Here is a 17,794-nt window from a genome sequence, read left to right as displayed (position 1 = left end):
ACGACGTTACCGCGGCGGTGCCTTCAACCCGGCCGGTCGGGGTGTCGTTCGCCGGGCGTCAGAGAATACGGACTTTGTTGCCGATACTCTCCGGAGCCGCCGGCTCCGTCTCTCTCGCGGCGACCGTCTCCCGCGACGAACGCGAATGTGTCGGCAACATATTCCTCATCATGTGATGATGGGCAGTACGCGCCGTAGATACGAGAATTAAGCCGGGGGAGCCCGTAGGGGAGGATGTAATGACAACTGACGGTTACGCGAAGGACGTGCTCGTCTCGGCGGACTGGGTGGAGGACCGCCTGGACGAGTTCCAGTCCGACGACCCGGAGCACCGCCTCGTGGAAGTTGACGTCGACACCGAAGCCTACGACGAGGGCCACGCGCCCGGCGCCATCGGCTTCAACTGGGAGACGCAACTGCAGGACCAGACCACCCGCGACATCCTCGACAAGGAGGACTTCGAGGACCTGCTGGGGAGCCACGGCATCTCCGAGGACTCCACCGTCGTCCTGTACGGCGACAACTCCAACTGGTTCGCGGCGTACACCTACTGGCAGTTCAAGTACTACGGCCACGACGACGTCCGCCTGATGAACGGCGGCCGCGACTACTGGCTTGACAACGACTACCCGCTGAGCGAGGACGAACCCGACTTCGACGCCGTCGACTACTCGGCGAAGGGGCCGTACGAGTCCATCCGCGCGTACCGCGACGACGTGGACCACGCCATCGGCGAGGGCCTCCCCCTCGTGGACGTCCGCTCGCCCGAGGAGTTCTCCGGCGAGATTCTCGCGCCCCCGGGACTGCAGGAGACGGCCCAGCGCGGCGGCCACATCCCCGGCGCGGAGAACATCTCGTGGGCCGCGACGGTCAACGACGACGGGACGTTCAAGTCCGCCGAGGAACTCCGCGAACTGTACGCCGACCAGGGCATCGACGGCTCCGAGACCACCGTCGCCTACTGCCGCATCGGCGAGCGCTCCTCCATCGCGTGGTTCGCGCTCCACGAACTGCTCGGCTACGACGAAGTCGTCAACTACGACGGCTCGTGGACCGAGTGGGGCAACCTCGTCGGCGCGCCCATCGAGAAGGGCAACTAAGCGGCGACCGACCGCCGCGCGTTCGTCGCGCGGGAACTCGTTCCCGCCGGCTTCGAGCAACCGACGGTCGACGCCGCTCGAACCGACGCCTCGATTCCGGATTCTTTCGTTCGACGCCGAGGCCCGCGAGTCCCGACTCTCCGTTCGACGGGACGGCGGTGGCGGTGACGGCGCGACGGCGGTTCGCTCAGTCGGCCGTCGCTCGCGGCAGCGACACCGAGAACACCGTTCCCTCCGGGCTCCGACTCTCGGCTCGAATCGCTCCGCCGTAGGACTCGATTATCTCCCGCGCGAGGTGGAGTCCGAACCCGCTCCCGCCGCTGTCGAGGCCCTTCTCCCCCTTCTCGAACAGTCGTTCTCTCACTTCCTCGTCGATGCCGGAACCGTTGTCCGCGATGCGGACCGTCGTCTCCTCGGCGCTCGTCTCGACGCTGACGACCACGCGGGGGGTCTCCTTGTCGTTGTGCCGGACGGCGTTGTCGAGCAGGTTCTCGAACGCCTCCCCCAGCAGGTCGTCCGCCAGCACCGCGCCGGCGTCCGCGACGCTCTCTCCGAGGACGAACTCCGCCTCCCCGAACGTCCGCCGGGCCTGTTCGACCTTCCCGACCAGCGCGCCTTCGAGGTCGGTCGCCTCCAGGTCCTCCGTTTCGGTCTCCACGACCGCCCGCATCAGCGACCGAATCTGCTCGACCAGGTCGACCATCTCCTCCGTCCGCTCCCGGACCGTCCTCGCGTGGGGGGCCATCTCGGAATCGACCGCGCCGTCGAGGAGTTCGGCGCGCGCGCTGACCACGTTGAGGCCGTTCAGCAGGTTGTGACGGACGAGGCGGTTGAAAAACTCCAGTCGCTCGCGCTCGTGCGCCAGTTCCCGTTCGTGGTCGATGACCGCGACGGCCAGCCCGATTATCTCGCCGAGTTGCGAGAGGATGTTCCGCTCCTTCGCGTCGAACGCGCGTTCCCGGGTCGTGTAGACGGTCAGCACGCCGTAGCGCTCGTCCTCGTAGGCGACCGGAACCGACGCCACGCCGGTGATTCCCCGCCCGGCCAGTTCCCGCCACGGTTCGGAATCGCGCCGCGCCTCGGTGTCGCGGAGGACCTGCGGTTCGCCCGTCCGGGCCGCGCGGGCCGCGAGGCCGCCCGTCCCGAGGTCCGCCAGTCCGGCGGCGTCCCGGTCGGTCGCGCGGGTCGTCGGTACCACGTCGCTGCCCTCGACGGTACCGAGCCACGCGAACGCGTACGACTCCGACTCGGCGAGTCGGTCGCACACCACGCGCTCGACTTCCTCGCGGGTCGACTGCTCGGCCAGTTCCCCGTTGATGTCGCGGGCGGTCCGATTGAGGTCGTCCAGCGCGACGAACTGGTCGCTCTGCCGTCGCTTTTCGAGTTCGTAGCGGACCCACTGACCCACGAGGTGGTGGAACGCCTCGTCGGCCGTCGAAATCTCCTCGCGCGGCCGTCGGCTGACGAACCAGAGCGTCCGGTCGTCGGCGTCGTCGAACGGGAGGTACGTCCCGAGGTACGTCCGGACGCCGAACCGCTCGTAACAGAGGTCGTCCTCGAACGGTCCGGTGTCGGTGATGGCGCAGGTTCCGCCCTCGGCGACGGTCGCGCGGCAGTACGTCTCCGAGAGCGGGTACTCGCTTCCCGGGACGAGGTCGGGGTGGTCGCCGTTCGTCGCCTCGACCTCGAACCGGTCGGTCTCGGCGTCGACCCGCGCGAGCGCTCCCATCTCCATGTCGAAGCGCTCACAGCCCAACTCGAGCAGGGCCGAGAGCTTCTCCTCGAAGGTCCCTTCGACGTCCGCGACGACCTCGTAGAGGGCGTGCAGGTCGCGTTCGTGGTCGCGCAGGGCCACTTTCGACTCCGCCTGCTCCCGCAGCGTTCGGAGCCGTCGGTCGACCCTGTCGCCCGGCCGGTCGGGGCCGAGCACCTCCTCGGGCGGCGTGTAGTAGACGTTCTCCGAGACGGTCTCGCCCTGAGCGATCAGCGGATGCGTCTCGATGACTTCGTCGATGACGCCGTCGGGGAACCGCGTCCGGTCGTACTGACAGAGGAGGGCGCACTGGTCGGCGGCGGCGAGGGAGTCGAGCGTCGCCTCGTACTCGACCAACCCCTCGGGAGTCGACTCGCCGTCGAGCGCCAGCGTCATCTCCGCCGTCGCCCGGAGGCCACCGTGACCGTCGGATTCGGCGTCCGCGATATTATCCCGCCAGAATTCGAGCATCGCCTCTCTGTCGAACTCCCCGCCCGGTCGACGCGATTCCGGCGGCGTCACCACGGTCAGCGCGCCGGAGTCGAGCGCGGCGTCGGCGTCGATACCCCGGTCCCGCAGTTCGGCGAGAACGGCGTCCGGAGCGTCCTCGTCCGCGACGTAGAGGCACCGTTCTCCCAGTTCGAGGCCGCGGCGGAGGAACGGCGCGACGGCGTCGAACCGCTCGGCGCGGTCCTCGTAGACGAGCGCTCGGTGCCCGCCGTCGTGGTCGTGGTCGGCGGGACCCGGTCCGGTCGACCGCCGAAGCGTCCGACCGCTTCCGGCCTTCTCGCCGGTCCGTCCGGGAGTCGTCTCCTCTTCCCTATCTCCGCTCCCCTGCAGCGTGGTCATTCGCCTTGCCGTGAGAAAACGTCCCGAGCACAAAAACTCTTGTCGAAGAATTTCACCGAACGCGGTCACTCGACCCGGTTCGGGGCTCGACCGCCTCGCGCGCGTGTCGAGTAGACTACCCGACCAGCAGCGACGCGATTCGCGGCGTGAGGAACGCCTCGACGAACGCGGCGACGACGAACAGCGGAACGAGGCCGAGGAGCACGCGGTAGGCGCGGCGAACCGCCGCCGCGAGGCCGTCGACGCCCGTCCGGCCGCCGGCGACGCGCAGGCCGACGCCGCCCAACCAGACGCCGATGCCGCCGCCGAGAACGAGCGCCGGCACCTCGATGACGCCGTGCGGGACGACGAGTGCGGCGAACAGCCGCGAGTCGAACACCCCGCCGAGCGCCCCGACGACGAGGCCGTTGAACACGAGGCTCGTGACCGAAGAGACGCCGAAGACGACGCCCCCGTACGCCGCGTCCGCCGCGACGAGCCAGTTGTTCACCGCGAGGTTGACGAACGTCGCAAGCGGGAACGAGCCGAACACCGCGGCTATCTCCCCTTCTATCGGTACTTCGATGGCGTAGGGCGACGTGGCCGCCCACCCGCCCGCGAAGCCGCCGGCGAAGCAGACGGCCGAGACGGCGTTCGCCAGCGGGTGCTCGCGGACGAACGCGCCCAGCGCCCGCAGGCCGCCGCCGTAGGCCGCTCGGAACCGGTCTCCGAGCGGCGGCGTCTCCCGCCGCGGCAGGTCGCGTTCGGCGTACAGCGCGGTCTTGAAGCCGTCGAGCACCGGCGGGACGAGGACGGCGCCGAGGAGTGAACTCACCCGCGCCGCGCCGCCGAGCGACGCGACGAGCGCCACGCCGCCCGCCAGGATGAGCGCGCCGAGGGCGACGGCGACGTAGCCGACGAAGTCCGTCGGACGGCGGAACGGGAACCCCGCGCTTCGGCGGACCGCCGCGACCGCTCCGAGGCCGTCGACGGCGACGGCCTGCTCGGCGAAGGCGAACAGCAGGAGGACGGCCAGCACTAGCAGACCCGACAGCAGGGCGCCGGCCAGCGTCCCGAGGACGGTGGCGGCGCCGGCGATTCCACCGCCGTGCGACAGTGCGGACCCGAGCAGACTCAGGAGCACGAACGGAACGGCCGAGGCCGCCAGCGCGACGAGGAGCAGGAGCTGAACCCCGAGGAAACTGAGCCAGTCGTCGCGGGCGCCGAGGAGAGCCGACCGGACGGCGTCGTCGCCGCGGAGGGGTCCGAAGACGCCGTGGACGCTCGCGGCGTTCATCACCGGCGAGATGACGAACGAGAGGAGAAGCGACCCCAGCACACCGAGACCGACCAGCGCCGCCACCTCCGGGGAGAAGAGGTTCGCGACGGCGTCGCCGAGTCCGGGGGGAATCGCGCCGGGGTCGACCGTCCCGCCCTCGATTCCGCCGCTCTCGACCTCTCCGAAATCAATCTCGCCCGCGATGTCGAGCACCCGGCCGAGGCGGCCGTCGAGCGAGACGAGGGCGAAGGCGGCGAGGAGGGCGAGCACCATCGGGACGCGGACGACGCCGGACAGACCGGTCACGAGGAGGTACACCGGCAGGACCGACGCGGAGTACTCGGAGAGCATCCGGACGCCGGCGCGGAGGGCCGTGGAGACGTTCACGGGCGTATATCTCAGAGAGCCGTCATAACGATGTGGGATTCGACGGCCGCGTGCGGTCCGATGGCTACAAGCGGCGAGGTATCCTACCGCGTCGCATGAACGGAGACGACCTCGCAGACCGCGTTCGCGACGACCACGAGACGGCGTTCTCCCGCCTCGGTTCCTCGAAGGCGCTGTACGCCCTGACCGGCGGCGAGATGGAGGCCGCGTCGGTCCGCGCCGCCGCGGCGGCCGACCACCACGCCGTCGCGGACGTGCTTGACGACTGGGCGATGGCCGAACACGGCGACGCCGCGCCCGTCTTCGCGGACCTCGCCGAGGAGACGCGCGACCGCGCCGAGTCGCTCGAACCCGACGGGTACGAACCCGGGGACGACCCCGACCTGTACGACCGCCTCGCGTTCGAGGACGGGACGCCGGGCCGCGTCGGCGGCCTCCTGGGGCGCTACCTCGTCGTCTCCGAGTACGTCGGGCAGATGGTCGGCTTCTTCGTCGGCGACGCCGACCCGAAGGCGGCCGACGAGTTCCGCACGCTCCGCTCGGCCGTCGAGGACGAACGCGACCGAATCATCGACCTTCTCGACGACGTCTGCGAGAGCGACGACGACTGGGACGCCGCGGGCGAGGCGGCCGACGCCGTCGTCGAGGCGGCGTACGACGACTACGTCGAGACCTTAGAATCGATGGGCGTGAAGCCGAAGAACGTCTGCTAAACCCCCACCTTTCTTTTCGAGGGTCCTCGCAGACGGCTTCGCCGTTTGCTCGAACCCCCGGAAGAAAGCTGGACCAAAGAACCGCCGCGAGGACTCGCTCACTTCGTTCGCTCGCCTCGCGGTACGATACGTTACCTCTCCGCACCGCCTCCGCTTCCCGCCACCCTGATACCGCCTCCGCTTCCACTGCACCGCTTCGGACCTCGTTCGTCGCCGGTGACCGTCCTCGTAACCGCACCGCTGAAACCGTGTCACTCAGTTCCGTACATCTGACTGAAGAGAACTATCACCGTTTTCCACTCGAAACAGAGGGGTTCGTGAACGAGTCTCAGACGCCCTCGACGCCCTTGCGGTACTCGAAGACGTGGTCGCGGGCGGCCGTCGTCCGGTCGCTCACCTCTCCTTCGGTCTCGCGCGCTATCTCCGCGAGGATGTTCATATGCCGGTCGAGTCGGCCGTGGTCCGGTTCCGACTCCGCGAGTTCGGCCAGCGCGTCGGCCTGTTCGGTGAGTCGGTCCCGCGTCTCGCCGTCGGCCGCTTCGGCGGCCGACCGGAGTTTCTCGCTCGCGGCGGTGAGTTCGTCTGCCATGTGCTGACCGTGGACGGACCGAGTAAAAAAGCGGGCGGTCGAGCGGCGTTCGTCGAAGTCGACGGGCGCCGTTCAGTTGTTCTGGCGACGCTGGCGGAGGTACAGCGCCATCGCGAGTATCGTCTGGGGCCACTGGCCGACGAACAGGCCTCGCTCCGTGTTGCCCTGCACGTAGTACTCGTACAGCGAGAACGCGATGGATGCCAGCGACGCGAAGAGGAAGAGGTCGGTGCCCTTCGCTTCCTCTATCTGCTGCTGCTGATTCTGCTGCGTTGCGGCGTTCGACTGCGATGATTCAAACAGACTCATACATTAAATTCGTAGAGCTGGCTTTGATTAATTATACCGGCGAGAGACTTTTCCCTGTCCCTCCCTGCACCCCCGTTCGGCGCCGCTGCGGGCCGTTTTAGTGGTGCGACCGCGCGGCTAAAGTGCCTCCGTCCCCTCGAACTGACAATGAGTGATTCGTCCGGTTCCGGCGGCGCACTGACTCCGGACCGTCCCGGCGCTAACCGTCGGTTCCGCGTCGACGCCCCGTTCGACCCGGCCGGCGACCAACCCGAGGCCATCGAGCAGTTGGCCCGGGGGTTCCGCGAGGGCATGGAGAAGCAGACGCTCCTCGGCGTCACCGGGTCTGGCAAGACCAACACCGTCTCCTGGACCGTCGAAGAGGTGCAGAAACCGACGCTGGTCATCGCGCACAACAAGACGCTCGCCGCGCAGTTGTACGAGGAGTTCAAGAACCTCTTTCCCGACAACGCGGTGGAGTACTTCGTCTCCTACTACGACTACTACCAACCGGAGGCGTACGTCGAGCAGACGGACACCTTCATCGACAAGGATATGTCCATCAACGAGGAGATAGACCGCCTGCGCCACTCGGCCACCCGGTCGCTTCTCACCCGGGACGACGTCATCGTCGTCGCGTCCGTCTCGGCCATCTACGGCCTCGGCGACCCGAACAACTACACCGACATGTCGCTCCGTCTGGAGGTGGGCGACACGATGGACCGCGACGACCTGCTCGCCCAACTGGTCGACCTGAACTACGAGCGCAACGACGTCGACTTCCAGCAGGGGACGTTCCGCGTCCGCGGCGACACCGTCGAGGTGTTCCCCATGTACGGCCGCTACGCCGTCCGCATCGAGTTCTGGGGCGACGAGATAGACCGGATGCAGAAACTCGACCCCTTCAAGGGCGAGGTCCAATCCGACGAACCCGCCGTCATCGTCCACCCGGCGGAGCACTACTCCATCCCCGAGGACCAACTGGAGCGGGCGATTACGGAGATAGAGGACCTGATGGAGGACCGAGTCGGCTACTTCGAGCGACAGGGCGACCTCGTGGCGGCCCAGCGAATCGAGGAGCGAACGACGTTCGACATCGAGATGCTGCAGGAGACGGGTTACTGTTCGGGAATCGAGAACTACTCGGTCCACATGTCGAACCGCGACCCCGGCGACCCGCCGTACACGCTGCTCGACTACTTCCCCGACGACTTCCTCACCGTCATCGACGAGTCCCACCAGACCCTCCCCCAGATTCGGGGGCAGTTCGCGGGCGACAAGGCGCGGAAGGACTCGCTGGTCGAGAACGGCTTCCGCCTCCCGACGGCGTACGACAACCGCCCGCTGACGTTCGAGGAGTTCGAGGAGAAGACCGACCAGACGCTGTACGTCTCCGCGACGCCCGGCGACTACGAGCGAGAGCACTCCGAGCAGATAGCCGAACAGATCGTCCGCCCGACCCACCTCGTCGACCCGAAGGTCGAGATATCGGAGGCGACCGGGCAGGTGGACGACCTGATGGACCGCATCTCGGAGCGAATCGAACGCGACGAGCGAACGCTGGTGACGACGCTGACGAAACGGATGGCCGAGGACCTCACCGAGTACCTCGAAGAGGCGGGCGTCGCCGTGGCGTACATGCACGACGAGACGGACACCCTGGAGCGCCACGAACTCATCCGCGACCTGCGCCTCGGCAACATCGACGTGCTGGTCGGCATCAACCTCCTGCGGGAGGGATTGGACATCCCCGAGGTGTCGCTCGTCGCCATCCTCGACGCCGACCAGGAGGGCTTCCTCCGCTCGGAGACGACGCTCGTCCAGACGATGGGGCGGGCCGCCCGCAACGTCGAGGGCGAGGTCGTCCTCTACGCCGACGAGACGACCGACTCGATGGCCGCCGCGATAGAGGAGACGCAGCGACGCCGCGAGATTCAGACCGAGTTCAACGAGAAGCACGGCCACGAACCGACGACCATCGAGAAGGAAGTCGGCGAGACGAATCTGCCGGGCAGCGACTCGGACTCCTCGCGGTCCTCCTCGGAGCAACCGGCGAACGAGGAGGAGGCGCGCGAACGCCTCGACTACCTCGAAGACCGGATGCAGGAGGCCGCGGACAACTTGGAGTTCGAACTCGCCGCGGACATCCGCGACCGGATGCGGAAGATACGGGAGGAGTTCGACGCGTTCGAGGCGGACGAGGGCGTCGAACCGGAGGCCGACCCGCTGGAGGACGACGGTCTCGCCCCGCCCGAGGACTTCTGAGCGTCTGAACGCCGAGCGGAACGGTCGCACCGCTCTCGCGCCGAACTTCCTTCAGAAGCGAAAGACGCGCGGAAGTCAGTTTCCCGCGCGGTCCGCACCGTTCCGGAACCGCGCTGCGATTTACGAACTCTCGGTCGTCATCGTCTCGTTCATCGCCGTACCGGTACCGTCGCTCACCGTCTCGTCGCCGGGCGACTCCGCTCGGTCGCCGTCGAGTTCGATGGTGTAGTTCGCGACCTCAGCCATGTTGGCCTCCTCGAAGACCACGTCGAACTCCCACTCCGAATCGGGTGCGAGCGTCTGGGTCGCCTCCGTCTCGGCCTCGTCGATGAACTCGTAGAGCACCTCGCCCTGGTCGTCCTGAAGCGTGACTTGGACCTGCACGTTCTCGTAGGGCACGTCGCCCGTGTTCGAGACCGTCCCTCGGAAGCCGACGGCGCTCGCGTTCTGGTAGAGTTCGCGGTCGGTGACCTCCAGACCGGGCGGGGAGTCCTCCAGAATCTCGCCGTCGATATCGAGGGCGTCGCCGCTTCCGGTGCCGGTGCCCGACCCTTCGGTCGTGCCTTCGCCCATGCCGTCGGTCGTCTCCGTGCCGGTAGCGGACCCGGTGCCCGTCTCCGTGCTCCCGCCGGAGCTACCTGAACATCCCGCGAGCAGACCGCCGACCATCGTCGCACCTGCCGCCTTGACGAACTTTCTACGGAACATCGTATCGATGTGAAACATTGCGCCGTAGCCGTGTTAAAATCAGTGGCCAGATGTGTGAATAATAGTCGCACCGACCGGTCGAGACGGGCGCTCCGTAGACGCGCATGTGTTTGGTACTAGGTCTCTAAGAGCCACTGCAACCTCAAGACTTTTCACCGATTCGTCGCTACGGGCGGGTCACGATGCTTTGCGACACGGCCGACGACTGCGCCGAACTCGACCGCCGCGTCCCGTTCCCCACGGGGGGGCTCTCCTGAATGAACAGCGGTCACGACGCAACGGCGACCAGCGACGACTCTGTCCACTCCCAGCACCCCTCGGCGCGAACCGCCGACGGCGCCGACCACTGATCTCCAACATGAGTTCTGACACCTCGGACCCCCTACGGAAGACGCTTCTCAAGTACCAACACGTGTTCGTGCTCCTCGCGCCGGTGGTTTTCGTCACCATCCTCCTCATCGCCGCGCCCACGCAGGGGAGCGTCGGCACGGACTACTGGCTGGAGTTCTGGTGGCTGTTCCCGGCGTTCCTGCTCGGCGCCACTATCGTCAACACCGTCGGAATCAGCGGGTCGGCGCTGTTCGTGCCGTTTCTCATCTTCATCTTCCCGCTGTTCGCCGCACCCCTCGAACCCGAGACGATAGTCAAGGTCGGTCTCATCAGCGAGGCGTTCGGCCTGTCGAGTTCGTCCATCGCGTTCATCCAGTACGGCCTCGTCGACCGCCGACTGGCGCTGACGCTCGTCGGCGGCGCCGTCCCGTTCGTCGTCGCCGGCGCTCTGCTGTCGTTCGTCATCCCCGAGGTGGTGTTCCACTCGCTGCTCGGACTGGCGCTCCTGGCGGCGTCGTACCTGCTGTTCCGCGCGGACCTCGGGCACGACGAGTCGGGCAGTAGCGACGAGGCCGTCGCCGACGGCGGCCCCGTCGACCCGGACCTGCCGAACGACGACGGGAAACTCGGTCCCGCCGGCGTCGACACCGACACCGACGGCAACGTGACGCGCGTCGACCGCGACGGCGACGACTACAGTTACACGCGCGGCGGCTACACCCGTCGGTTCGCCAACTACAGCATCGGCGGTCTGTTCCAAGGGCTCGCCGGGTTCGGCGTCGGCGAACTCGGCATCATCTCGATGCTGGGAACGAAGGTGCCCGTCCGCGTCGCCATCGGCACGAACCACATCGTCGTCGCCCTCACGGCCATCCTCGCCTCCCTCGTCCACGTCTTCGGCGGCGGACTCGTCGGCGGCCACTCGCTCAGTCTGGCGACGACGCCGTGGAACATGGTGGTCTTCACCGTCCCGGCCGCCACTCTCGGCGGACAGATAGCGCCCTACGTGTCGAACGCCTTGGAGACGGACACCATCAAGAACTTCGTCGGCGTCCTCTTCGCCATCATCTCGGTCGCGCTGTTCGTCATGGCCGCGGGCAACGTCATCTGAGGCTACTTCCCTCCTCTCTACTGGCTTCCGGCGTCGTTGGCGTCGCCGTCTTTGTCCTTGTCGACCAACCCCTCGCCGTCGTCGAGGTCGCCGTCGCCGTCGAAGCCGTGTTCGCGGAGTTGCTCGGAGGGCGTCGACCCCTTGTCGTCGACGTACACGTCGGCGTGCCCCTTCTCCATCCGCAGGCCGTGCCAGTCGATGCCCCACTCGGTGAGGCGGGCGACCGTCTCCTGTGCGGCCTCCCAAGGCCGGGCGGTCCAGACGATGATGGTGTGACCCTGCCGGTACTGGTAGTTCACCCACTCGACCATCTCCTCGTCGGGGTCCTCGGGGCGTCGGGTGATGTAGGACTCCTCGCCCTTCGTCAGCGTCTTGTCGAAGTCGACGGCGATTCGCTGGTGCTCCTCGGCGTCGAACGGTTCCTCGCCCTCGAGCATCACGCCCTCGCCGTCGGCGTCGCTGTCGCTCATACTCGAACCCGAACCCCCAACGAGAAAGGCGTATGGGCCGCTCTCGGGCGCTACCGTTCGCTCGACTCGATTCCGCCCCGCGACGCGTTTCCGCCGACCGCCCGTACGCGCATCTCGACGTACCGTTCCGACCACGTCCGGAGGTGCCGTAACACTCGGGCGACGACGCCGTCGTCGGCCGTCGGCCGCGGTGCCGGCGCCCCCTCCGGTCCGGTCGGTCCGCGCTCGTGACTCATGGTTCCGTATTATGAACTATTGTTCATAAAGTTTGTGCGGGAGTGACAGGGTACCGCCGCGCCTACCGCTCCCGCGTCTCTTCGAGGTGGACGTCCCGCTCTCCGGCGTCGCCGTTCGCCAACTCCTCCACCTCGCCCAGAATCTCCTCGATGTCGTCGAGGCCGATGAGTTCGCGCGTCTCCTCGTCGAACTCCCGGCTCTCCAACCCCGCCGACTCCTGGACGTCCGAATCGCTCAACTGCCGGCCGTACCGCCCTAACAGACTCGTGAGTTCCTGCGGGAGGACGTACGTCGTCGACGGCGACTCCCCGATGCGGCGGAGCGACTCCAACCCCCTGTCGACGATGGCGCGTTCGCCCATCGACTCGGCGGATTTGGCCCTCAGGACCGTCGAGATGGCGTCGCCCTGCGCCTCCAGAATCTGGCTCTGTTTCTCCCCCTGCGCGCGGATGATGTTCGACTGCTTCTCCCCTTCGGCCTGCTCGACGGCGGAGCGCCGCTTCCCCTGCGCCTCCAGAATCATGGCGCGGCGGCGGCGCTCGGCGGAGGTCTGTTCTTCCATCGCGTTCTCCACGCCGGGGGAGGGCCGCACCTCGCTCACCTCGACGGACTCGACTTCGACGCCCCACTCGTTCGTCGGTTCGTTCAGTTGGGCGTAGATGCGGCGGTTTATCTCGTCGCGCCGCGACAGCGTCTCGTCCAGTTCCATGTCGCCGATGACGGCCCGCAGCGACGTCTGCGCGAGGTACGACACCGCGTTCCGGTAGTCGTCGACCTCCAGAAAGGCCTTCTTGGCGTCCTTCACGCGGATGTAGACGACGGCGTCGGCGGTGACCGGCGAGTTGTCCTCGGTGATGGCCTCCTGAGAGGGCACGTTCAGCGTCTGCGTCCGCATGTCGAACGGGTACGTCTTCGAGACGAACGGCGGCACGAGGTTGAACCCCGGTTCGAGCAGTTTCCGATACTCGCCGAACACCGTCAGCGCCGTCCGCTCGTAGGCGTTCACTAGCTCGACGGCGCTGAACACCGTGGCGACGACGAGGACGAGGGCGAGGACGCCGAGGAGGACCGCCGGGTTGAACCCGACCACCGCGAGGGCGACGAAGACGGCGAGAACGCCGGCAACGCCGGACATCAGCCAATCCGGGGGACCGCTCGCGGACAGGCGCCCGAGTTCGCGGAACAGGTTTGCCATAGTCGTCCCTTAGTGTCGACGGCATTAAGCGTACGTCCGTTCGGACCCCGATTCGGCTCGATTCGCGCGGGCCCGACCCGGCGCCCCGGAAGACACTTCGCCCCCGAGTGCGACTCGACGGCCATGTTCCCCGACGCGCGCGGCAAACTCGACGTGGAAGACCTCCTCAGATTAGTCCTCGTCCTCGTCGTCGTCTGGCTCGTCCTCGAAATCGTCGGCGGCGTCCTCGGCATCCTCGCGGGCCTGCTCGGCCCCCTCCGACCGCTCCTCGGTATCGCCGTCGTCGCCCTCATCGTCCTCTGGTTGCTCGACCGCATCTGAACGGACGCGGAACAGACGACTTTTCCCCTCCGACGCCGACGCTCGGACGTGTTCAGCCTCAACGTGCCCGTTCCAGGCCGGGTCGAACGCCTCGCCTCGGAGCTCCACCCGGCGCTGACCTCGTTCGACTCCATCCGCGAGCGGCATTCGCTGGTCGTCAAGCGCTTCGACACGTCGCTCGACGACGACGCGGACTCGCTGCCCCGCCTCCGCGAGCGACTCCGGGGGACGCTCCGCGGCGTCGACCCGTTCGAGGTGCGAACCGACGGCATCGGCGCCTTCGAGATACCCACCAAGGGGTCGGGACCGGTCGTCTACCTCGCAATCGACAGCCCCGGCCTGTTCGACCTGCACGACCGGCTCTGCGCCGAGTTCGGCACCGTCCCCGAGATGGAGGGAGACGACTACACCCCGCACGTGACGCTCGCCCGCGGCGGGCGAATCGAGGACGCGAGAGCGCTCACCGAGCGGAGAGTGGAGGACGTCCGCTGGACCGTCGAGGAGGTCCGCGTCTGGGACGGGCGCTACCGCGAGGACGCCGCGCGCATCCCGCTCTGACTCTCCCTACCGCTCGCGCAGTCGCATTCCCATCGGCTCCTCGGGGTGCATCGTCAGCGACCCCCGCAGGCTGAACGGCTCGTCCCGGACGTAGTCGAGTTCGTACTGCTGTACCACCGTCGCGAGGATGAGTTGCGCCTCCATCATCGAGAAGCGCTTGCCGATGCAGTGGCGCGGGCCCCCGCCGAACGGGAAGTACGAGAACCGCGGCCGCTCGGCGCGACGGGCGGGGAGCCACCGGTCGGGGTCGAACTCCTCCGGCGAATCGTACCACCGCGGCGACCGGTGGACCACCCACTGCGGGAGCATGATGGCCGACCCCGCCGGGATGCGGTACCCCCCGAGGCGCACGTCCACCTTCGGTTCGCGGAAGACGACGTACACCGGCGGGTACAGCCGCATCGCCTCCTGAATCACCCGCTCGACGTAGTCGAACCGCCGCACGTCTGCGGCGGTGGGCGTCTCGCCGCCGCACACCGCTTCGACCTCCTCTTGCACCTCGGCCTCCGCCTCGGGGTGCTGCGAGAGCAGGTACCACGTGTACGTCAGCGTCAGCGCCGTCGTGTCGTGCCCGGCCAGGAGCATCGTCATCATCTCGTCGCGTATCTGCCGGCCGGTCTGTTCGCCGCGCCCCTGCGCCCGCAGGAGCACCGACAGGAGGTCCATCGGCGCGCCGCCTTCGTCCCCGTCGGCGACGGCCGCCGCCGGGTCGTCCTCGGTGCCGCGTCGCTCCGAGACGACGTCGTCGATGACCTCCTCCAGCACCCCGACGGACTCGGCGTACTCGCGGTTCTCCCGCGTCGGCGCCCAGTCGGGGACGAGAAAGCGCATCGGGTCCGGTTCGAACCGCTTGCCGAGGGGTTCGAGGTTCTCCTGAACCGCTTTCACCCGCTCGTCGTCCAGCGACGACCCGAACATCGCCTCGACGATTATCTTCACCGTCACGCGGGCCATCTCCAACTGCACGTCGCGCACCTCGCCGTCCGACCAGCCGGCGACCATCGACTCGGCGTGGTCGGTCATCGTCTCGCCGAGCGCCGAGATGCGGCCGGGGGCGAAGGAGGGCTGCGCCAGTCGGCGCTGTTTTCGCCACCGTTCGCCCTCGCTCAACAGCAGTCCGTCGCCGAGCAACGTCCCGAACGCGTCGTCCTGGAAGTCGGGCTTCCGATAGCGCGCGTCGTTGGACACCAACACCCGCTCGACGTCGGCGGGGTTCGTCAGCATGTACGTGTCCAGCGGTCCGAGTCCGAACCGGACCACGTCGCCGTACGACTCCGACACCTGCGTCAGGAAGGTGAACGGGTCCTTCGCGTACTGCCGTCCGCTCCCGAACAGCGGTACGCCGTTCGGACCCGGCGGTCGGATGCTCATGCGGGGGCTTAGCTTGGATACGTATGAACGTCTCGGATGTACGCAAATCTGACAGTTTGCGCGTCGGATTCGGTCCGAGCGCGGTTCTCACCACCGGGCAACAGGCTTAAGCGCCAGACGGACATGGTACATTTTATCGACATTTTGTGTACGGTGCGGTTGAATCAGCCGTGACGTGCGCCGGCCTCTATGACGCCGTCTCACTCGCCCGTCGGTGACGATTCGTCCGACGCGGGTGGAAGACGACCGACCGAACGGATTATCTCGACAATGAATACTACTCGGCCGAAGAGAGACGAAACGGAGAGTTCGTCGCGCCGACGGTTCTTGCGGACGTCGGCCGTCGCGGGCGCGGGAGCGCTCGCGGGCTGTATCGGGTCTGCGACCGAACTCGATCGAACCCTGACGATGGGGTACCAGCCGTTCTCCGCGCACGCGTGGGAGGCGCTCGTGATGAAACACAGCGACATCCCGCAGAAGTACCTCCCCGACGGTTACTCGTTGGAGTGGCAGTCGGCGCTCCAAGGAGCGGTCATCGGGAACCGCATCAGCGTCGGAAAGAACCAGGCGGGGTGGATGGGAGACATGCCGGCGCTGACGACCATCGCTCAGAACGAGACACCGGCCAGCCTCGTCGGCCTCGCCAACTGGTCGCGGGGCCAGCAGTGTAACCTCCTCGTCGTCCCCCGCGACTCCCCCATCGAGGAGACGTCGGACATCGCCGGCGAGACCGTCGGCGTCACGAAGGGGTCGTGTACGCACCGCTATCTCCTCCGACTGCTCGAAGCCGAAGACATCGACGTCACCATGGAGGACACCGGCATCTCGACCATCCTCGCGAACCTCCGGGAGGGCCGAATCGCGGCGGGTCTCGGATGGGAGCCCTCGATAGCGAAGTCGGTGTTTCAGGACGACCTGACCCGGTACGTCTCGACCGGCGCCGAGTACGACGTCATCGACGCCGGCGGTATCCCGATGACCGACAACCTGATACACAACCACCGCGAGGCCGCGAAGGGGATTCTGAAGGCCGAACTCGAAGCGACGCGGGTCCTCGCGACCCAGCACGAACGGACGCTCGACCTGGTCTCTCGGGAGGGCGACCTGCGGTACTTCGACCGGTCGTCGCTTCGGTGGGGCGTCTACAGGGACCCGCCCATCGGCGAGGACGTCCAACGCCTGAAGTACGCGACCGACTTCGAACGGGCCGAGGAGCCGGGCCGACTGATGAAAGAGACCGGCCCGCGGTTTCTCACCCGGCAGGGGGCGCTCGAGGCACCCCCGCCGTCCGACCGGTACAAACCGGAGGTCCTCGACGAGGCGGCGGCCGAACTCGACGACGCCGTCGAGTGGTCGCCGCGGTCGACCGGCGGCGACGCGTCGAGAGCGACGAACTCCTCGAACGATGGGACCGCGACGGGGGAGAGCCCGTGAGCACCCGGTCGACGACCGAGCGCGTCGGCGAGTGGTTCACCGGGTCCTTCCCGTCACCGACGCGGGGGGTCCGAAAGCTCCTCTCGCTCGTCGGGTTCCTCGGCGTCTGGTGGCTGTTCTACCAGTTCGGCGTGCTCAACTTCGAGCACTTCGTGAGCCCCGGAACGGCTCTCGTCGCGTTCGGCGAGGTGCTCGTCGGACAGCCGCTGGTCGAGGGCGGGGACACCATCTACCTCCACGCCGCCTACTCGACGGCGCGGGTCGCGGTCGGCGTCGGCGTCGCGGCGCTGCTCGCCGTCCCCCTCGGTCTGGTCGTCGGCACGAGCCAGCGATGGGAGAACCTCCTGTACACCGCGCTCGAAGCGCTCCGTCCGATACCGCCCATCGCGTGGCTCCCGGTCGCCATCATCGTCTTCCCGGCGCTCACGCTCGGGGCGGTTTCGATTCCGCTCTCGGCGCTGTTCGTGGTGTTCATCGGCGCCTTCTTCCCGATATTCACGAACACCGTCGAGGGCGCGCGGAACGTCGAGGCGGAGTTCCGCCGGGCGGCCGAGAGCCTCGGCGCGTCCTCGAGGAACGTCTTCCGGCACGTGGTGCTGCCGGCGACGCTGCCGTCGATCATCACCGGGCTGTCGCTCGGCGTCGGCCTCGGGTGGATCACGGTCGTCGCCGCCGAACTCGTCACCGGCGGTCCCGGACTCGGCTACATCATCATCCGGGGGTCGCGGCTGCGGAACAAACAGACCATCGTCATCGGTATGCTCGCGGTCGGCGCGCTCGGATACGCGTCGTCCGCACTCGTCGCGCGACTCGGCCGATGGCTCACCCCCTGGACCGACGCGGAGTGACGTCTTCCG

Annotated in this window: 17 protein-coding genes; 8 read left to right on the top strand and 9 right to left on the bottom strand. The window is 67.6% G+C overall.

Going from position 1 to position 17,794, the window contains the following annotated elements; translation table 11 throughout:
* Positions 1-239 precede the first annotated feature (239 nt).
* Positions 240-1,100 carry a sulfurtransferase gene (locus NDI79_RS17980; RefSeq protein ID WP_310930038.1) on the top strand — a complete coding sequence of 287 codons (861 nt, stop codon included), beginning with the start codon at positions 240-242 and terminating at the stop codon, positions 1,098-1,100.
* A gap of 187 nt (positions 1,101-1,287) precedes the next feature.
* Here NDI79_RS17980 and NDI79_RS17975 read toward each other — a convergent pair whose 3' ends face one another.
* Together NDI79_RS17975 and NDI79_RS17970 are read right to left on the bottom strand one after the other, a co-directional pair.
* On the bottom strand, positions 1,288-3,702 hold the full coding sequence (locus tag NDI79_RS17975) for an MEDS domain-containing protein (protein ID WP_310930037.1): 2,415 nt from the start codon (positions 3,700-3,702) through the stop codon (positions 1,288-1,290).
* A 115-nt stretch (positions 3,703-3,817) separates the two neighbouring features.
* Positions 3,818-5,347, bottom strand: a complete 1,530-nt coding sequence (locus NDI79_RS17970) for a stage II sporulation protein M (RefSeq protein ID WP_310930036.1) — start codon at positions 5,345-5,347, stop codon at positions 3,818-3,820.
* A gap of 95 nt (positions 5,348-5,442) precedes the next feature.
* Here NDI79_RS17970 and NDI79_RS17965 point away from each other — a divergent pair, with 95 nt between their 5' ends.
* On the top strand, positions 5,443-6,060 hold the full coding sequence (locus tag NDI79_RS17965; protein ID WP_310930035.1) for a transcription antitermination protein: 618 nt from the start codon (positions 5,443-5,445) through the stop codon (positions 6,058-6,060).
* A 328-nt stretch (positions 6,061-6,388) separates the two neighbouring features.
* Here the strand turns inward: NDI79_RS17965 and NDI79_RS17960 are convergent, their stop codons facing one another.
* Positions 6,389-6,649 (bottom strand): DUF7553 family protein, encoded by a 261-nt coding sequence (locus tag NDI79_RS17960; protein ID WP_310930034.1) that lies wholly within the window; start codon positions 6,647-6,649, stop codon positions 6,389-6,391.
* A 72-nt stretch (positions 6,650-6,721) separates the two neighbouring features.
* Positions 6,722-6,958, bottom strand: coding sequence for a hypothetical protein (locus NDI79_RS17955; protein WP_310930033.1), 237 nt, complete (start codon positions 6,956-6,958; stop codon positions 6,722-6,724).
* Positions 6,959-7,105: 147 nt separating this feature from the next.
* On the opposite strand from NDI79_RS17955, the gene uvrB reads away from it, so the two are divergent.
* On the top strand, positions 7,106-9,202 hold the full coding sequence (gene uvrB, locus NDI79_RS17950) for an excinuclease ABC subunit UvrB (RefSeq protein WP_310930032.1): 2,097 nt from the start codon (positions 7,106-7,108) through the stop codon (positions 9,200-9,202).
* Positions 9,203-9,322: 120 nt separating this feature from the next.
* Here uvrB and NDI79_RS17945 read toward each other — a convergent pair whose 3' ends face one another.
* A complete protein-coding gene (locus NDI79_RS17945; protein WP_310930031.1) occupies positions 9,323-9,910 on the bottom strand; it encodes an FxLYD domain-containing protein in 588 nt (195 codons plus the stop codon).
* A 358-nt stretch (positions 9,911-10,268) separates the two neighbouring features.
* Here NDI79_RS17945 and NDI79_RS17940 point away from each other — a divergent pair, with 358 nt between their 5' ends.
* Entirely contained in the window at positions 10,269-11,351 is a 1,083-nt protein-coding gene (locus NDI79_RS17940; RefSeq protein WP_310930030.1) for a sulfite exporter TauE/SafE family protein, read from the top strand.
* 17 nt (positions 11,352-11,368) lie between these two features.
* On the opposite strand, the gene NDI79_RS17935 is transcribed toward NDI79_RS17940, so the two are convergent.
* The 3 genes from NDI79_RS17935 to NDI79_RS17925 form a co-directional block, all read right to left on the bottom strand.
* Positions 11,369-11,821, bottom strand: coding sequence for a hypothetical protein (locus NDI79_RS17935; RefSeq protein ID WP_310930028.1), 453 nt, complete (start codon positions 11,819-11,821; stop codon positions 11,369-11,371).
* Positions 11,822-11,871: 50 nt separating this feature from the next.
* Positions 11,872-12,057, bottom strand: a complete 186-nt coding sequence (locus NDI79_RS17930; RefSeq protein WP_310930026.1) for a hypothetical protein — start codon at positions 12,055-12,057, stop codon at positions 11,872-11,874.
* Positions 12,058-12,119: 62 nt separating this feature from the next.
* Positions 12,120-13,253 carry an SPFH domain-containing protein gene (locus tag NDI79_RS17925; RefSeq protein ID WP_310930025.1) on the bottom strand — a complete coding sequence of 378 codons (1,134 nt, stop codon included), beginning with the start codon at positions 13,251-13,253 and terminating at the stop codon, positions 12,120-12,122.
* A gap of 123 nt (positions 13,254-13,376) precedes the next feature.
* Between NDI79_RS17925 and NDI79_RS17920 the strand changes: the two genes are divergently transcribed.
* Both NDI79_RS17920 and NDI79_RS17915 read left to right on the top strand, forming a co-directional pair.
* Complete coding sequence (locus NDI79_RS17920) at positions 13,377-13,574, top strand: DUF7554 family protein (protein ID WP_310930024.1); 198 nt, start codon at positions 13,377-13,379, stop codon at positions 13,572-13,574.
* A 48-nt stretch (positions 13,575-13,622) separates the two neighbouring features.
* Complete coding sequence (locus NDI79_RS17915) at positions 13,623-14,132, top strand: 2'-5' RNA ligase family protein (RefSeq protein WP_310930023.1); 510 nt, start codon at positions 13,623-13,625, stop codon at positions 14,130-14,132.
* A 6-nt stretch (positions 14,133-14,138) separates the two neighbouring features.
* Here NDI79_RS17915 and NDI79_RS17910 read toward each other — a convergent pair whose 3' ends face one another.
* The gene (locus NDI79_RS17910; RefSeq protein WP_310930022.1) at positions 14,139-15,503 is read right to left on the bottom strand and encodes a cytochrome P450; all 1,365 of its coding nucleotides are present in this window, start codon (positions 15,501-15,503) and stop codon (positions 14,139-14,141) included.
* A 327-nt stretch (positions 15,504-15,830) separates the two neighbouring features.
* Here NDI79_RS17910 and NDI79_RS17905 point away from each other — a divergent pair, with 327 nt between their 5' ends.
* The gene (locus NDI79_RS17905) at positions 15,831-16,937 is read left to right on the top strand and encodes an ABC transporter substrate-binding protein (RefSeq protein WP_310930021.1); all 1,107 of its coding nucleotides are present in this window, start codon (positions 15,831-15,833) and stop codon (positions 16,935-16,937) included.
* Positions 16,934-17,785, top strand: a complete 852-nt coding sequence (locus NDI79_RS17900) for an ABC transporter permease (RefSeq protein WP_425499633.1) — start codon at positions 16,934-16,936, stop codon at positions 17,783-17,785. Before NDI79_RS17905 ends, NDI79_RS17900 begins: the two co-directional genes overlap by 4 nt.
* Positions 17,786-17,794: the final 9 nt, after the last annotated feature.

It is taken from the genome of Halogeometricum sp. S3BR5-2, assembly GCF_031624635.1.
GTDB lineage: Archaea > Halobacteriota > Halobacteria > Halobacteriales > Haloferacaceae > Halogeometricum > Halogeometricum luteum.
This window is presented reverse-complemented; position numbering and strand designations above follow the sequence as displayed.

Bases quoted from the DNA above. Each gene is read 5' to 3' on its own strand.
- NDI79_RS17965 (WP_310930035.1), top strand. From the start codon at position 5,443: ATGAACGGAGACGACCTCGCAGACCGCGTTCGCGACGACCACGAGACG.
- NDI79_RS17945 (WP_310930031.1), bottom strand. From the start codon at position 9,910: ATGTTCCGTAGAAAGTTCGTCAAGGCGGCAGGTGCGACGATGGTCGGC.
- NDI79_RS17920 (WP_310930024.1), top strand. From the start codon at position 13,377: ATGTTCCCCGACGCGCGCGGCAAACTCGACGTGGAAGACCTCCTCAGA.
- NDI79_RS17910 (WP_310930022.1), bottom strand. From the start codon at position 15,503: ATGAGCATCCGACCGCCGGGTCCGAACGGCGTACCGCTGTTCGGGAGC.
- NDI79_RS17975 (WP_310930037.1), bottom strand. From the start codon at position 3,702: ATGACCACGCTGCAGGGGAGCGGAGATAGGGAAGAGGAGACGACTCCC.
- NDI79_RS17930 (WP_310930026.1), bottom strand. From the start codon at position 12,057: ATGAGTCACGAGCGCGGACCGACCGGACCGGAGGGGGCGCCGGCACCG.
- NDI79_RS17980 (WP_310930038.1), top strand. From the start codon at position 240: ATGACAACTGACGGTTACGCGAAGGACGTGCTCGTCTCGGCGGACTGG.
- uvrB (WP_310930032.1), top strand. From the start codon at position 7,106: ATGAGTGATTCGTCCGGTTCCGGCGGCGCACTGACTCCGGACCGTCCC.
- NDI79_RS17940 (WP_310930030.1), top strand. From the start codon at position 10,269: ATGAGTTCTGACACCTCGGACCCCCTACGGAAGACGCTTCTCAAGTAC.
- NDI79_RS17960 (WP_310930034.1), bottom strand. From the start codon at position 6,649: ATGGCAGACGAACTCACCGCCGCGAGCGAGAAACTCCGGTCGGCCGCC.
- NDI79_RS17935 (WP_310930028.1), bottom strand. From the start codon at position 11,821: ATGAGCGACAGCGACGCCGACGGCGAGGGCGTGATGCTCGAGGGCGAG.
- NDI79_RS17955 (WP_310930033.1), bottom strand. From the start codon at position 6,958: ATGAGTCTGTTTGAATCATCGCAGTCGAACGCCGCAACGCAGCAGAAT.
- NDI79_RS17925 (WP_310930025.1), bottom strand. From the start codon at position 13,253: ATGGCAAACCTGTTCCGCGAACTCGGGCGCCTGTCCGCGAGCGGTCCC.